The organism is Microbacterium sp. Y356 (assembly GCF_059445355.1).
On the sequence record NZ_JCAIUE010000001.1, the window covers coordinates 1,586,793 to 1,602,057 of the forward strand.

At 65.2% G+C, this 15,265-nt stretch carries 14 protein-coding genes and 1 riboswitch; of the genes, 2 read left to right on the forward strand and 12 right to left on the reverse strand.

Annotated elements, in window-relative coordinates:
* Position 1: 1 nt before the first annotated feature.
* Entirely contained in the window at positions 2-640 is a 639-nt protein-coding gene (locus AC1C2Q_RS07590) for an ECF transporter S component (RefSeq protein WP_495449596.1), read from the reverse strand.
* Positions 631-742, reverse strand: a riboswitch (TPP riboswitch). (Overlaps the previous gene by 10 nt.)
* A 71-nt stretch (positions 743-813) precedes the next feature.
* Here AC1C2Q_RS07590 and AC1C2Q_RS07595 point away from each other — a divergent pair.
* Entirely contained in the window at positions 814-2,454 is a 1,641-nt protein-coding gene (locus tag AC1C2Q_RS07595) for a D-alanyl-D-alanine carboxypeptidase family protein (protein WP_495449597.1), read from the forward strand.
* A gap of 67 nt (positions 2,455-2,521) precedes the next feature.
* Here the strand turns inward: AC1C2Q_RS07595 and AC1C2Q_RS07600 are convergent, their stop codons facing one another.
* The 3 genes from AC1C2Q_RS07600 to AC1C2Q_RS07610 all read right to left on the reverse strand — a co-directional run bounded on the left by AC1C2Q_RS07600 (position 2,522) and on the right by AC1C2Q_RS07610 (position 7,544).
* A complete protein-coding gene (locus AC1C2Q_RS07600; protein ID WP_495449598.1) occupies positions 2,522-4,600 on the reverse strand; it encodes an ABC transporter ATP-binding protein in 2,079 nt (692 codons plus the stop codon).
* The gene (locus AC1C2Q_RS07605; RefSeq protein ID WP_495449599.1) at positions 4,597-6,324 is read right to left on the reverse strand and encodes an ABC transporter ATP-binding protein; all 1,728 of its coding nucleotides are present in this window, start codon (positions 6,322-6,324) and stop codon (positions 4,597-4,599) included. Before AC1C2Q_RS07605 ends, AC1C2Q_RS07600 begins: the two co-directional genes overlap by 4 nt.
* A gap of 158 nt (positions 6,325-6,482) precedes the next feature.
* On the reverse strand, positions 6,483-7,544 hold the full coding sequence (locus tag AC1C2Q_RS07610; protein WP_495430483.1) for an enoyl-CoA hydratase/isomerase family protein: 1,062 nt from the start codon (positions 7,542-7,544) through the stop codon (positions 6,483-6,485).
* 91 nt (positions 7,545-7,635) lie between these two features.
* Here AC1C2Q_RS07610 and AC1C2Q_RS07615 point away from each other — a divergent pair, with 91 nt between their 5' ends.
* Complete coding sequence (locus AC1C2Q_RS07615; RefSeq protein ID WP_495449600.1) at positions 7,636-9,057, forward strand: ABC transporter ATP-binding protein; 1,422 nt, start codon at positions 7,636-7,638, stop codon at positions 9,055-9,057.
* 2 nt (positions 9,058-9,059) lie between these two features.
* On the opposite strand, the gene AC1C2Q_RS07620 is transcribed toward AC1C2Q_RS07615, so the two are convergent.
* The 8 genes from AC1C2Q_RS07620 to AC1C2Q_RS07655 all read right to left on the reverse strand — a co-directional run bounded on the left by AC1C2Q_RS07620 (position 9,060) and on the right by AC1C2Q_RS07655 (position 15,264).
* On the reverse strand, positions 9,060-9,509 hold the full coding sequence (locus tag AC1C2Q_RS07620) for a hypothetical protein (RefSeq protein ID WP_495430485.1): 450 nt from the start codon (positions 9,507-9,509) through the stop codon (positions 9,060-9,062).
* A 173-nt stretch (positions 9,510-9,682) separates the two neighbouring features.
* Positions 9,683-11,005 carry a glutamate-1-semialdehyde 2,1-aminomutase gene (locus tag AC1C2Q_RS07625; RefSeq protein WP_495449601.1) on the reverse strand — a complete coding sequence of 441 codons (1,323 nt, stop codon included), beginning with the start codon at positions 11,003-11,005 and terminating at the stop codon, positions 9,683-9,685.
* A gap of 46 nt (positions 11,006-11,051) precedes the next feature.
* Positions 11,052-12,029, reverse strand: a complete 978-nt coding sequence (gene hemB, locus AC1C2Q_RS07630) for a porphobilinogen synthase (protein WP_495449602.1) — start codon at positions 12,027-12,029, stop codon at positions 11,052-11,054.
* Complete coding sequence (locus AC1C2Q_RS07635) at positions 12,026-12,826, reverse strand: uroporphyrinogen-III synthase (protein WP_495430488.1); 801 nt, start codon at positions 12,824-12,826, stop codon at positions 12,026-12,028. Before AC1C2Q_RS07635 ends, hemB begins: the two co-directional genes overlap by 4 nt.
* On the reverse strand, positions 12,826-13,833 hold the full coding sequence (gene hemC, locus AC1C2Q_RS07640) for a hydroxymethylbilane synthase (protein ID WP_495449603.1): 1,008 nt from the start codon (positions 13,831-13,833) through the stop codon (positions 12,826-12,828). Before hemC ends, AC1C2Q_RS07635 begins: the two co-directional genes overlap by 1 nt.
* Positions 13,834-13,839: 6 nt before the next feature.
* Positions 13,840-14,517, reverse strand: coding sequence for a hydrogen peroxide-dependent heme synthase (gene hemQ, locus AC1C2Q_RS07645; RefSeq protein ID WP_495430490.1), 678 nt, complete (start codon positions 14,515-14,517; stop codon positions 13,840-13,842).
* A 77-nt stretch (positions 14,518-14,594) separates the two neighbouring features.
* On the reverse strand, positions 14,595-14,870 hold the full coding sequence (locus AC1C2Q_RS07650; protein WP_495449604.1) for a hypothetical protein: 276 nt from the start codon (positions 14,868-14,870) through the stop codon (positions 14,595-14,597).
* Positions 14,857-15,264, reverse strand: coding sequence for a phage holin family protein (locus AC1C2Q_RS07655; protein WP_495430492.1), 408 nt, complete (start codon positions 15,262-15,264; stop codon positions 14,857-14,859). The genes AC1C2Q_RS07650 and AC1C2Q_RS07655 overlap by 14 nt, the downstream gene beginning before the upstream one ends.
* Position 15,265 lies beyond the last annotated feature (1 nt).

Here is a 15,265-nt window from a genome sequence, read left to right on the forward strand (position 1 = left end):
GTCAGACGCGGTTCCGCACCTCACGGCCGGAACCGAATCGGTCAAGTGCTCCGGTCGCCGCGAGCCCGCGCGACAGCACCCAGCCGAGCGCGCCGGCAAGGACCGCCCCTGAAACCACCGTGCTGATGAGGTAGACGATGGTGAAGGTCGCTCCCGATCCTGCGTACCAAAGGATCAGGTTGTTAACACCGCCGGCGAGCGCGGCACCAGCGCCGGCCAGAAGAGCCACCGGCAGGGACCAGTAGCGATAGGCAAAGAGCAGGAAGACGATCTCGGCACCAAGCCCCTGTACGAGCCCTGCCTCGATAGTGAGAAAGCCGCCCCATTGAGCGCCCGCGAGCGCAGAGACCACCGCGGCGATCACCTCGGTGTAGATCGCGGCCCCCGCCTTGCGTATGACGAGGCCCCCGAGAACACCGGCGATGAGCCACGGGCCGTCGAGAAGCCCCTGAACACCGGGCAGTAGTGGTTCGAGCAGCGCCTTCGGCCCGAGATATCCTACGTTCCAGGCCAGAAACAGGAACCCGCAGGCGACGCCGAGAACGCTGGCGACGACGATGTCGACGATGCGCCAACGCCAGATCTCCGGGCGCAGAAGCCCGGTGCGAGCGGCAGTGGGCGTGCGTGTAGACGTGTTCATCTGAACTCCTCCCTGCGCTGGCATGACCCAGATCAGGTTCGACGGTCGAAGCGCGTGTCGCTCCCTCTCAGCCCGACTTACCGGACTCCCGTGGTTGTGTTGACGATCATACCGAACAGGGGAGTTCCTGGCGCACTGCGCACACCGGGAGCGAGATTCGGTAGCGTAGGTGGGTGACCCCTGACGATGCGACGCCCGATACGGGCACGCTCAGCCGGCGTGCGCTTCGCGCGCGTACGGGAGCGGTCGATACCGCGCGCCCCTCAGCCCTGCCGTTCACCGATGCCGCGGAGGCGAAATCGGATGCCCCGGAGGCGGTGCCGAACACCTCAGAACCGCTACCGGATGCCCCGGAAACACGGGATACGTCCACCACTGCCGAGACAATCTTCGACTTCGACGCCGACGCCGACCTGAACGTGCTCGAGCGCGCGGTGGACGAGACCGCCTCAGACGCGCAGTGGGCTGATTCCGCGCGCCCGGTCACTGCTCTCACCTGGATCGATGTCGACGATGTCAGCGAAGGCACCCGCCCGGCCGATCTCAATGCGGTAACGATGTACGAGGCGGGACCCGACCTGCTGGGGGATGCCTCGCTGCGCTCCGGCGCGCGCACGTTGCTCGCGCCGCTGGGCACCGTCGCTGCTCTTGCCGTCGCCTATTCCGCGACGATGCTGCTGTGGCCACTGAACGCAGTGCCGCCGACCGTCCAGGCCGCCCCGCTCCAGGCGGTGGCGTCCGAGGCGGCGACGGTCACCTGGCCCACCATCGGAAGCGCGGGTGTGAGCATCGGCGGGGTCTCCTCGATGGCATCCTCCCTAGATGCGGCATCCATCGCCAGTCTGACGAAGGTCGTCACCAGCCTGATGGTGCTGGACAAGATGCCGCTGCAGCTCGGCGAGACGGGACCGGAATTCGCGTTCACGTATGGTGACACGCTCGACTACTGGAACTACCGCAGCGCGAATCAATCAGCGCTGGATGTACCGGTTGGCGGCGTGCTGACGGAGTACCAGATGCTGCAGGGCACCCTGCTCGGATCCGCGAACAACTATGTCGATCGGCTGGCGCGCGACATCTGGGGCTCGAACCGACAGTTCGCCGAGGCCGCGGAGATATGGCTCGCCGACCGTGGCCTCTCCGCAATCACCGTGGTGACCCCATCCGGTTTCGACGAGGACAACATCGCCACACCGGAGGCGCTGCTGCAGCTCGCCGAGCGGGCGATGCAGAATCCCGTGTTCGCCGAGATCGTCGGCACCGCAAGTGTGGAGATCCCGGGTGCCGGCCTGGTGACCAACACCAACGGAATGCTCGCAGATCCGGGCGTCGTCGGCATCAAAACCGGAACCCTCGTGGGGTGGAGCCTGCTCACCGCGAAGGACGTCACGATCGGTGACACGACAGTGCACCTGTATACGTCGGTGTTGAACCAGGACGATGACGACCAGCGGCTCGAAGTGACGCGCTCGCTGTTCGCCGAAGTGGAGGCCGCACTGGCGGCAACACCTCCGGCAGTGCAGGCCGGCACGGTTGTTGGCACGGTCAGCACTCCGTGGGGCACGAGCGTGGATGTGGTGACCGACAGCGACGCGAACGTCGTGCTGTGGAACGGCGCATCGGCGGACACAACGGTAACCTTCGACCTGCGCGATCAGCGCGCCGATGGCGAAGAGATCGGCACGCTCACGGTGAACGGGCCCGTGGATGCCACAGACTCCAGCGTCTCCCTCGCCGAAGAACTCAACGGACCGAGCCCGCTGTGGCGCCTGACGCATCCCCTTGAGATCCTCGGGCTCGCTGCGGACGACTGACAAACGACAACAACAAAAACTGTGGCCGGCTGCGATTGCAGCCGGCCACAGTTGATTACCTCAGATCTCAGACCTCCGCCTGCACCTCGGCCTCAGCCTCAGCCTCTCCGGTGACAACGACCGGGACGGAGCCGGTGAGGGCCTCCTCCGCGTCGATGTCGGTCGCTGCCTGCTCGAACTGCGACTGGTACAGCCGCCAGTACGCGCCCTGCGCCGTGATGAGCTCGTCATGCGAACCCTTCTCGACGATGTCGCCGTGCTCCATCACGAGGATGAGGTCGGCGTCGCGGATGGTCGACAGACGGTGCGCGATCACGAACGAGGTACGCCCCTGCCGCAGCGCCGCCATTGCGTGCTGCAGCAGCAACTCGGTGCGGGTGTCAACGGCGCTCGTCGCCTCATCGAGGATGAGAATCGACGGCTTCGCGACGAACGCGCGCGCGATTGTGATGAGCTGACGCTCACCGGCCGAGACGTTCGCCGCGTCTTCTTCAAGAACCGTCTCGTACCCGTCGGGAAGCGCGTGCACGAAGCGGTCGACATACGTCGCCCTCGCTGCGGCCAATACCTCTTCGTCGGTCGCCGAGGCCCGGCCGTACCGGATGTTCTCCAGGATGGAACCTGCGAACAGCCACGGATCCTGCAGCACCATGCCCGTGCGCGAGCGCAGCTCGGACCGGGTCACCTCAGAGATGTCCTGCCCGTCGAGCAGGATGCGGCCGCCGCTGAGTTCGTAGAAGCGCATGATGAGGTTCACCAGCGTCGTCTTGCCCGCGCCGGTCGGTCCCACGATCGCGACCGTCTGACCCGGCTCTACCCGGAACGAGAGGTCGTTGATCAGCGGACGCTCCGGTGTGTAAGAGAACGACACGTTCTCGAACTCGATGACGCCCTCGCCGTCGGCAAGAGTCGGAGCATCTGCCGCATCCGGTTCCTGCTCGTCGGCGTCGAGGAAGTCGAACACCCGCTCGGCCGAAGCCGTACCGGACTGCACGACTGCCGCCATGCCACCCAGCTCCGACAGCGGCTGCGTGAACTGCTGCGAGTACTGGATGAACGCCTGCACGTCACCGAGGCGCAGCTGGCCGCTCGCGACCATCAGACCACCGAGGACGGCGATGCCGACGTAGGTCAGGCTGCCGATGAAGGTCATGCCCGGCATGATGATGCCAGAGAGGAACTGTGCCTTGAAGCTCGCCTGGAACAGCTCTTCGTTCTCGGCCTGGAACTTGTCGAGCGCATCCTTCTCACGGCCGTACACCTTGACGAGCGCGTGTCCGGAGAACGCCTCCTCGACGCGGGCGTTGAGCCGGCCGACCTTGCGCCACTGTGATCCGAAGGCCTTCTGCGATCGCGGACCGATGACGCCGAAGATGACGCCCATGAGCGGCAGAGCGACAAGAGCCACGAGAGCGAGCTGCCACGAGATGGAGAACATCATCACCAGCACACCGATGACGGTGAGCACCGAGGTCAGCGCACCAGAGAGGGACTGCTGCATCGCGGTGGTGATGTTGTCGATATCGTTCGTCACGCGAGAGATCAGCTCACCGCGCTGCACCTTGTCGAAGTACGACAGCGGCAGCCGGTTGATCTTCGCCTCAACGGACTCACGAAGACGCCACATCGTGCGCACCATGATGACGTTGATGACATAGCCCTGGATCCAGGTCAGCAGCGCAGCGCCCACGTAGATCGCGAGGACGGCGATGATGATCGTGCGAAGCCGCTCGAAGTCGATGCCGGCGCCGACCTGGAAGTCGGTGAAGGCCGCGACCATGTTCGCGAAGTCATCTTGGCCCTGCGACCGCAGCAGCTCGATGACCTGCTCCTGCGACGTACCTGCCGGAACGCCGCTGTCGCCCAGCGTCTTCGAGATGAAGCCCTCGTAGATGATGTTGGTCGCCTCGCCGAGCACCTTGGGCGCGGCGACGGTGAGTACGACGCCGATCGCGCCGAGGATCGACACGAAGACGAACCAGATGGCGGAGGGCTTCAGCAGCCCGATCATGCGGGCGAAGCTCTTGCCGAAGTGATCGGCCTTGCCAGGGGCGGGGGCATCCCAGCCTCCCGCCTCCAGGCGCGCCGCGTCGGCGAGCTCTGCTTCGTACTGCTCTTCTGCAGTGAGCTGTTCTGGCGTGCTCATGCGTCCACCCCCAGCTGCGATTCGACGATCTCACGATAGGTGTCATTGGTGGCAAGGAGCTCGTCGTGGGTGCCGATGCCGACCATCGCGCCGCCGTCGAGAACCACGATGCGATCGGCATCCATGATGCTCGACACACGCTGCGCGACAACGATCTTCGTCACCTCCGGCAACTCACGCCATAGCGCCTGTCTCAGCCTGGCGTCTGTCGTGAGATCGAGCGCCGAGAACGAGTCGTCGAAGATGAGAAGCTCGGGCTGATGCACGATCGCCCTCGCGATCGCGAGTCGCTGGCGCTGCCCGCCGGAGACGTTGGTTCCACCCTGGGCGATGCGCGATTCGAGCCCATCGGGCATCTCTTCGACAAAGTCGCGACCCTGCGCGATCTCGAGCGCGTGCCAGAGCTCTTCGTCAGTGGCCTCTTCTCGCCCATACCGCAGGTTCGACGCGACTGTTCCGGTGAACAGGAACGGCCGCTGCGGCACCAGGCCGATGCTCTTCCACAGAGCTTGGACGTCTGCCTCACGCACATCTGTGCCGTTGACACGTACGGCTCCGCCGGTGACATCGAACAGACGTGGGATCAACGAGACGAGCGTGGTCTTGCCCGCGCCGGTCGATCCGACGATCGCGACCGTCTCACCTTTGTTCGCACCGAAAGAGATGCCCGACAGCACCGGAGCCTCGGCCCCGGGGTAAGTGAACTCGACATCTTCGAGCATGACGGTGCCGGGGGTGCTGAAGTCGACGACTCCATTGTCCGGACGGTGCATGCTCGACTCGGCGTCGAGAACTTCGCCCACACGCTCGGCCGACACGGCCGCACGTGGGATCATCATCGCCATGAAGCTCGACATGATCACGCCCATCATGATCTGGCCGATGTACTGCATGAATGCGAACAGGGTGCCGACCTCAACATTGCCCGAGTTGATCTCCACACCACCGAACCAGATCACACCGACGACGGTGATGTTGAGGATCAGCATGAATGCCGGGAAGAGCAGCACGAACAACGAGCCGATCTTGCGCCCGAGAATCATGAGTTCCGTGTTCGTTTCGCGGAAGCGCTCTTCCTCGATGGGCTCACGGACGAATGCGCGGACGACCCGCACGCCCGTGAGCTGCTCGCGCATGACGCGGTTGATCGCATCGAGCTGCTTCTGGTTACGGCGGAACAGCGGAACCATTCGACCGATGATGAGAACGGCGACGATCAGAAGTGCGGGCACCGAGACGGCGATCAGCCAGCTCAGACCGACATCCTGCTGGACGGCCATGATGATGCCGCCGATCGCGAGCAGCGGCGCTGTCACGAACATCGTGGCACCCATCATCGCCAGCATCTGGATCTGCTGGACGTCGTTGGTGTTGCGCGTGATCAGCGAGCCGGCGCCGAACTGCGACACCTCGCGCTCGGAGAAGCCGCTCACGCGGGAGAACACGTCGGCGCGGATGTCACGGCCAATACTCATGGCCGCCTTGGCTGCGAAGTAGGTCGCGATGATCGACGCCACGATCTGGCCGAGTGACACCACGAGCATGAATGCACCGGTACGCCAGATGTAGTCGGTATCGGCCTGCGCGACACCCTTGTTGATGATGTCGGCGTTGAGTCGGGGGAGGTACAGCGTGGCGAGCGCGCTGGCGAACTGGAAGACCAGCACGCCGATGAGTAGCCATCGGTACTTTGAGAGATAGCGGACGAGGAGTTTTCCGAGCATGAAGGCGTCCTTGTAGGAGAGGGGCCGAAGCGGCCACAAGATAGCGTGTCACGGACCTCGGACATTGAGAATGGAAAGAGCGCAATGTCCGCTCAGGGCGAAACGATCTGCTGATCGCACCGGGTTTCCTCCACCCGGTGCAACGCGGACCGAAGTCGTCAGTCGAAGAGCGCCACCTCTGGCACGTACGCGCGCGCGGCCGCTGCGGCATCCGGAGCAAGTTCCGCAATCGTCGCCGGCTGCCATTTCGGCGAGCGGTCCTTGTCGACCAACTGCGCCCTGATCCCCTCAACGAGGTCGGGGTGGTGAGCGCCGAACCAAAGCACGCGGCGGTACTCGCCGATCAGAGCGTCGCGTAGATCACCCTCGCGGGCCTCTCGGACGGCCTCAAGCGTAACCGCGAGTCCGGTCGGTGACAGCTCCGCGAGTGTTGCTGAAGCAGCGGATGCCGCGGGCTCCGACCGTGCGGACAGGCGCTGCATGACCTCACCGATCGTGTCTGCAGAAAAAACCTCGTCGATCCACCTCCGCTCCTCCACCAGCTCCGAGGGCTCCGGTGTTTCGTCGAAGAGCAGCACAAGCTCGGCCGGGCTCGTCGGATCGGCGCGCTTGCCCAGTGCCTCACGCAGTTCTGGCAGGTGCTGCGACAGCACATAGTGATCGGCGAATCCGGCGTAGATGGCATCCGTGCCTGACATCGCGGCGCCGGTCAGCCCCAAATACTCACCCAATCGACCCGGCGCGCGACCCAGCAGGAGCGTTCCGCCGACATCAGGGGTGAACCCGATCCTCGTCTCCGGCATCGCCAGACGACTGCGCTCGGTAACGATGCGGATCGCAGCGTGGCCCGCGAGTCCGATGCCCCCTCCCATAGTGACCCCATCAGCGAATGCGACGACGGGTTTCGGATACTCGGCGATCATCAGGTTGAGCGCATACTCCGAGCGGAAGAAATCGATCGTGTGCTCTGGGTGGCCGGCAGTGATCTCGTCATACAGAACGCGCACGTCACCGCCCGCGCACAGGCCGCGCTCCCCCGCACCATCGATGAGGACAATGTCAATATCGGTGTCATGCCGCCAGGCCTCCAGCGCCGCGGAGAGCTGCCGGATCATGTCGATATTGAGCGCATTGATCGCCTTCGGGCGGTTCAGCGTCAGGCGCCCGAGCGATCCCTCGGTGCGGACAAGAACAGCGGATGCCTCATCGAAGTCAGTCACGCAAGCCACGTTACATCGACCAGTTCTGATCGGTCTGCACACTCCCAACGCGAGATTCTGCGTGTTTTCCGGCAGGATAGGGAGAACGCCCATGCAGGAAAGGCCCCGAATGCCCGACGGACAGTTGATCGAGTTCGACCACGTGACTAAACGCTTCGGCGCCGTCGCCGCCGTCTCGGACTTCTCCGCGCGCATTGCCCCCGGAGTCGTGACCGGGTTCCTCGGCCCGAATGGCGCAGGCAAGACCACTACATTGCGGGTGCTTCTTGGACTCGAGCGACCAACGTCCGGCAGCGCGACAATCGGCGGCACGCGGTACTCGGAACTTCGTAATCCTGCACGTGTCATCGGCGCCATGCTGGAAGACACTGGTTTCCGCCCCCGTCGCACGGTCGAGCGGCACCTCATCGTGGCGGCGAAAGCCAACGGCATCCCGCTGTCCCGGGTCGGCGAGCTCATCGCCTTCGTCGGTCTCGGCGGAGACGTCGAGACCCGCATCGCTGCGCTCTCGCTCGGCATGCGTCAGCGTTTGAGCGCAGCCACCGCGCTATTGGGGGACCCGGGTGTGCTCGTGCTGGACGAACCCGCGAACGGGCTCGACCCTGAAGGCATCCGGTGGATGCGCACTCTCATCCGCAGCCTCGCTGATGAAGGGCGCACAGTGTTGGTCTCGTCGCACGTGCTTTCGGAGATCGAGCAGACCGTCGACGAGATCCTCGTCATCGCACGCGGCAAGCTGAAGTTCGCCGACACCATGGAAAACCTCGCCGACCCGAGAACGGGGCCGGTTGTGGTGGATGCCGCTGACCGCTCCGCATTGTCCACCACGCTGCACGACGCAGGCTTCGAGTTCGAGGTGCTGCGTTCCGGCCTCACGGTGCGCGGCAGTGACGCTGCGACGATCGGTGGCATCACTGCTCGTGCCGGAGTCGCGCTCACCACACTGCAGCAGCGCGGCCCGACACTCGAGGACGTCTTCCTCGATCTGGTCAACGACCGCTATGTGCCGCCGGCTCCCGTCGTGGCGGATGCGACGACGGCTCTGCCCATCATCGATGCACCGGCCGTTGAACCCGAGCGGGCCGCCGAGCCTGTCGAAGCGACCGAGCCGACCGCTGCGCCTGTCGAAGCACCCGAGGCTGAGCCTGAAGCGACCGAGGCCGAGCCCGTCAAAGCCGATCGTCCCCTTCCCGGTATTGCCGGTCTCGCCGCCATGGCGAGCGTATTCTCCTCGCCGGCACCGGAATCTGCCCCCGAAGACGCAGCGTCCACCGCGCCTGAATCCGTCGAGGACGAAGCATCCAAGACAGACGAAGCACCCGAACCCGCCGAAGCATCCGAAGCATCCGAGGCAGATGACGACGCGACCCGTGCCATCAACATCGTTCCGGCGGCGAACGACGACTCCGCAGAGTCAGATGTCGCAGAGGAGTTCTTCGACGCGCTCTCCGGCGACCCTGCGTCCGATGACGACGCGGCAGACGATGACGTTACCGCAGGCGAGCAGCGCTGAGTTCACGCCGGACGCGGCCGGATGACCGGACGCTGACGACCCTTCACCACCGGGATCGGTGCGGTGCTGGCGATCGTCACGACATCGACCGGCTTGTCTGAGACGTCGAGCCGCAGCGCCTGGGTCAGGGAAAGCCCGTGACGTGTGGTGAAGATGAGCCGGTCAAAGTGCTCATCACCCTCAAGGTCAATGACGACACTCGCTCGACGGCCCCGGAGCATGACGAAGTCAGTGGTGGCAGCGGCCTTCCAAGTGCCGGCGGCGATCAGGCCGGGGATCCGCGTCCCAGGCCCTGGGACGCCGCGGAGCCAGGTCCACGCGTCGTCAGTCAGCTGCACCTTGGTGATCGTGTCGCGAGCGATCCGCACGTTCTCACGGTGAAATGTCGCCGCACGCTCGACCGGTGAGAGCACAACCTCCAGTTGTGTCTGATCCAGGAGCAGCGTCACCATTGTTCCAGTCTGCCAGCGCCGCCCCGTAAACGGTCTGCAACTTGCTCACAGAGCCACAACAATCATCTTGTGGCAGTGCGCCAAGCCGCACTTCGGTTCATAACTCCTCAGGAATAGGCACCAAATACCGTGCGCGTGCACAAGTCGGGCCGAACCGCCCTGATTCTGAGGAGTTAGGAACGAGCGGATGCCGCGGCAGCAGCAGCGGCAGGCAGAGCGCGCTCGATGAGCGTCAACGCTGCGTCATCGTGCGCTGCGGTGAGGAACCAGGCCTCGAACACGCTTGGAGGCAGGGCGACACCCTGCTCGCGCATCGCGTGGAAGAACGGCGGGTAGCGGAACGACTCCTGCGCCAGCGCCTCTGCATAGTTGCGGGGTGCTTCCGGGGCGAAGACGACACCGAAGAGGTTGCCCGCGCGGGGCACGGAGTGCACGACGCCGGCTTCAGTGAGCGCGGCATCGAGGGCGTTCGCGACACGTGCGGCGGCAGCATCCACCCTGGCGTAGACCGCGGGCGTCGCGAGGCGCAGCGTCGCAAGCCCGGCAGCAACCGAGAGCGGGTTGCCAGACAGGGTGCCTGCTTGATAGACCGGGCCGACCGGCGCGAGCTGGTCCATGACCTCGGCCCGACCGCCGAGGGCTGCCAGTGGCATGCCTCCGCCGACGACCTTGCCGAAGGTGATGATGTCGGGCAGGTATTCCTCGCCCAGCGATGCCTGCAGCGCCCAGTACCCGGCGTGGTGCACGCGGAATCCGGTGAGCACCTCGTCGAGGATCATCAGCGCACCGTGCGCGTGCGCGGTGTCGGCGATGAAGCGGTTGAAGCCGGGCTCGGGGGCGACCACGCCCATGTTGGCGGCGGCCGCCTCGACGATGACGGCCGCGATGCGGTCGCCATGCTCGGCGAAGACTGCTTCCAGCGCCGCGCGGTCGTTGTAGCCGATCACCAGGGTCTGGGCGGCGATCGGTGCGGGCACGCCTGCTGAGCCTGGCAGCGCCAGCGTCGCGACACCAGAGCCCGCTTCGACCAGGAGCCCGTCGGAGTGGCCGTGATAGTGACCGGCGAATTTCACCAGCAGGTCGCGTCCAGTCACGCCGCGGGCGAGACGGATCGCGGTCATGGTTGCCTCGGTGCCCGTGGAGACCAGGCGTACACGCTCGATGGGTGCGAGGTCGCCGAGTCGCACGCGCTCGGTGATGAGTCGGGCGAGTTCAACCTCACCCTCCGTCGGTGCGCCGAACGACAGACCTCGAGTGGCGGCATCCTGCACGGCGGCCACGACTTCCGGGTGCGCGTGCCCCAGCAGCGCCGGCCCCCACGAAGCCACCAGATCGACGTACTCGTTGCCGGAGGCATCCGTCACAGTGGCGCCCTTGGCGGATGCCAGGAACCGGGGCGTCCCGCCGACGGAGCCGTATGCCCGCACCGGCGAGTTCACGCCTCCTGGGGTCACGGCTTGCGCAGCAGCGAACAGGTCGTCGTTACGATCATTCATCGGGAGCTCCTCAGTCAGGAAAACCGGATCAGTCAGGAAAACCGGATCAGTCACGAAGCCACTGGGCGGCCTCGGTCGCCCAGTACGTCAGCACGGCGTCCGCGCCTGCCCGTCGGATGGAAAGCAGTGATTCCATTACGGAGGCGCGGCGGTCGATCCAGCCATTTGCCGCAGCGGCCTCGATCATCGCGTATTCGCCGGAGATCTGGTACGCCCATACCGGAATGTGCACGGCATCGCGCACCTCCCGCAGAACGTCGAGGAATCCCATCGCAGGCTTCACCATCACGATATCGGCGCCCTCGGCCTCGTCGATGAGCGCTTCGCGCAATCCCTCGCGGCGGTTGCCTGGGTCGAGCTGGTAGGTGCGCCGGTCGCCCTGCAGCTGCGAGTCCACAGCCTCGCGGAATGGTCCGTAGAACGCGCTGGCGTACTTCGCCGCATAACCCAGCAGGAGCGTGTCAGTGAAGCCTTCGCCGTCCAGCCCCTTGCGGATGGCCGCGACCTGGCCGTCCATCATTCCGGACAGACCGAGCAGGTGAGAACCAGCGCGTGCCTGCGCGAGCGCCATCGAGACGTAGCGTTCCAGGGTCGCGTCGTTGTCCACCGAGCCGTCGGCTGCCAGCACTCCGCAGTGACCATGGTCGGTGAACTCGTCCAGACACAGGTCGGTCTGCACGACGAGCGCATCACCGACTTCCTCGACGAGCGCCGTGGTCGCGAGGTTCAGGATGCCGCTGGGATCATCCGCGCCAGAGCCGATCGCATCGCGCACTGCGGGAACGCCGAAGAGCATCACACCGCCGACCCCGACCTCTGCCGCATCGGCTGCTGCGCGACGCAGCGAGTCCATCGAGTGCTGCACGACGCCAGGCATCGAGCCGATCGGCGCGGCGTCAGCAAGGCCCTCGCGCACGAACATCGGGAGCACCAGCTGACGCGCTTCGAGCGACGTCTCGCGCACCAGGTTCCGCACCGCCGGCGTCTGGCGAAGTCGACGCGGACGGATCTCGGGGAAGCTCACGGCGCGAATTCGTCGGCCGCGTGCGGAAGGGTGAAGTGCGAGACGGCATCGATGAGCGCATCGACGGTCTGCTTGTCGGCCACCACCGTGATCGGCAGCCCCGCCTTGCGTGCATCGTTCGCGGTGCGAGGACCGATGGCTGCGAGCAGGGTGTCATCAGGGATGTTAGGGAACTGCTCTCGCACTTGCTGTGCAACCGATCCACTGGTGATGAGGATCGCGTTGATGCGACCGCTGTCGACGTCGCGGCGAATACGGTCAGTGACCGGCACCCCGACCGTACGGTAGGCGACGATGCTCGATACGTGGTGCCCTGCGTCGATGAGCGAGCGCGTGAGCACTGGCTTTGCGATCTCGCTGCGGAGAGTCAGGATGCGGCGCGGTTCAGGCTCGAGACTGATCAGTTGCTCGGCCATGCCCTCGGCGGAGTTGTCCTCCTCCGGCACGAGCGCGACCTCATAGCCGACCGCCTGAAGGGCTGCCGCCGTGGTCTCGCCGACCGCGGCGATCTTGGTGGTTTTCGGCACGACAGCGCGATGCGCGAACAGCACGTCCACGGTCGTTGCACTGGTGATTGTCAGCCAGTCGAACTCTCCGGCGGCGAGCTTCTCCAGCGCATCATCGAGTGCTGCCTGATCGTTCGTCGGGCCGAAATTGATCAGGGGTGCGACAACGGGCACTGCGCCCTGAGCGCGAAGGCTCGCGGCGACGCCGTCGCCCCAGGGGCCTCCTCGCGGGACGAGGATGCGCCAGCCGGTCAACGGCTTCTCATGGTTCGTTTCGGGTGTGCTTGTCATCAGAGTTGCTCTCGGGAGACGAGTTCAGCCGCCCCTTGTTCGAGCAGCCGACGGGCGACAGAAAGTCCGATCTCGCGTGCTGCGAGATTCGGGTCCGCACCATCGGCAGTATCCGCTCCGTTGCCACTGCCGTTCAAACGAATATACCCCCGGTGCAGTGATTCAGTGACGTCGAGGCCGATCCGTCGCTCTCCTTCGGGTGCGTAAACGATTGTGCGGACGCGAACGGAGTCGCCGCTCACGACCGCGTGGGCCGCCATTGGCGCCTGGCACCCGGCATCCAGCCCCTCGAGGATGCCACGCTCCACGGTGATGGCGAGACGTGTGTCGGCATCGTCGAGTTCTGCGAGTGCCGCGAGCAGCTCAGCGGGAGCATCCGATGTCGTCTCGACGGCAAGAGAGCCCTGTCCCGGAGCTGTGGGCCATCCGGCCAGACCCAGATACTCCCTCGCGAGGGTCGTCTGCGATCCGAGACGGGAGAGCCCGGCAGCCGCGAGAATCACGGCATCCAACTCGCCAGACTCAACCCGCGCCAGGCGCGAGTCGACATTGCCTCGGATGTCGACAACCTCGGCTTGTGGCGCGTGGCGATGCACCTGCGCGATACGGCGCGGTGAGCCGGTTCCGACCTTCGCGCCGGCCGCCAGCTGGTGCAGCGGTGTGCCATCACGGGTGATGACGACATCACGGGCGTCTTCACGATCGGGGGTCGCCGCGATGAGTAACCCGTCCGGCACATTCGTTGGCAGGTCTTTGAGCGAGTGCACGAGGATGTCGCACTCACCCGCCAGCAGCGCTTCGCGCAGACGGGTGGCGAAGATACCGAGCCCACCGATCTCGGAGAGGGAGGCCCTGTTGGTATCGCCCTCGGAGACGATCGGGACGAGCTCGACCTTGCGACCGGAGATCTTCTCAAGGGCAGTGGCGACGTGTCCGGACTGGGCCACGGCGAGGGCGCTTCGACGGGTGCCCAGACGGATTGGGCGCTGACTGATCGGAGTACTCATGGCGGCCTACTGGAGAACGTCCGCGATCTCGTCGAAACGAAGGCGACGTCCCGTGTAGAACGGAACCTCCTCCTTCACGTATCGGCGAGCCTCTGTGTACCGCAGGTCGCGCATCAGGTCGACGAGCTCGGTGACGTCATCGGCCTCAAGCGGCAGGATCCACTCATAGTCGCCGAGTGCGAAAGCCGCGACCGTGTTCGCGATGACGCCCTTGAATGCAGCACCCTTGCGACCGTGATCGGCGAGCATCGCACGACGCTCCTCGTCCGGCGCGAGATACCACTCCGGGGTGCGCACGAACGGGTACAGGCACAGCCAGCCCTTGGGCTCGACGCCGCGGAGGAACCCCGGTACATGCGCACGGTTGAACTCGGCGTCGCGGTGAACTCCCATGACGTTCCAGACGGGGAGCAGCGTTCGCAGCAACTCAGTACGGCGAAGGCGCCGCAATGCCTTCTGCAAGTCTTCAGCGGTGTCGCCGTGCAGCCAGACCAGCAGGTCGGCATCAGCCTTAAGGCCCGAGACATCGTAGAAGCCGCGGATCGTGACGCCGGAATCTTCGATGTAGCCGGCAATCGTCTCAAGCTCCGTCGCATCCGTCTCGATCACGGGTGCATCCGGGTTGCGGCGCCATACCGCCCAGAGGGTGAAGCCGGAAGGATTCTCTTCTACTGCATCGGACATGCATCCAGTCTGCCTCTTTCTGAAGGCAGGAGCGAATGCGTGACGGCGCGAAGCGAACCGTTGTCAGCTGATCGGTGTCAGCGGGCGAGCGCGCGAGCGATCGCCCAGACGAGTCCACCAGCCGCGGCAGCGATTCCGATGGCAGCAGCGACCGCGCCGACCGGGTTGCGGTCGGCGAAGGCGCGGGCCCTGGCCGCGCCCCGGGTGGATGCCTTCTCGATGCGTCTGGGGAAGTTGCCCTTGACCTCGATCGCGGCGAGCGCCGCCTTCAGCTCAGCGCGAGCGGATGCCACCGGATCAGTGATCCCGGTAGGAACGGCGGTGCGGGGAAGGTTCTGGTCAGAGAGTGTCATCACCGGCCTCCTTCACAAGTCGAATATCGGTCGCCACAGCCTGGCCTGGATTTTCCCTACGCAGGACCTTGCGGAACTTCAGCAGGCCGATCAAGGCGCACACTGCCAGACAGAGCAGTAACAGGCCTATCACCGCCAGTGCTGACAGCCACACCGGCCACCAGGACGACAGTCCAGCAACCGCGAAGACGAGAATCATCGGGATGAGCCAGAACAGGAAGAACAGGGCGATGAGGAACCAGACGCTGCCGATTCCGGCATCCTTCGCGGTGCGCGAGATCCATGCCTTGGCCGAGTCGATCTCTGCCTTGACGAGCTTGCTGACGAGGTCAGGCAGATCGCCGAGCAGGGTCAGGAGGCTGTCGTCCGCACGGTCACGATATCCGCGGGCCATA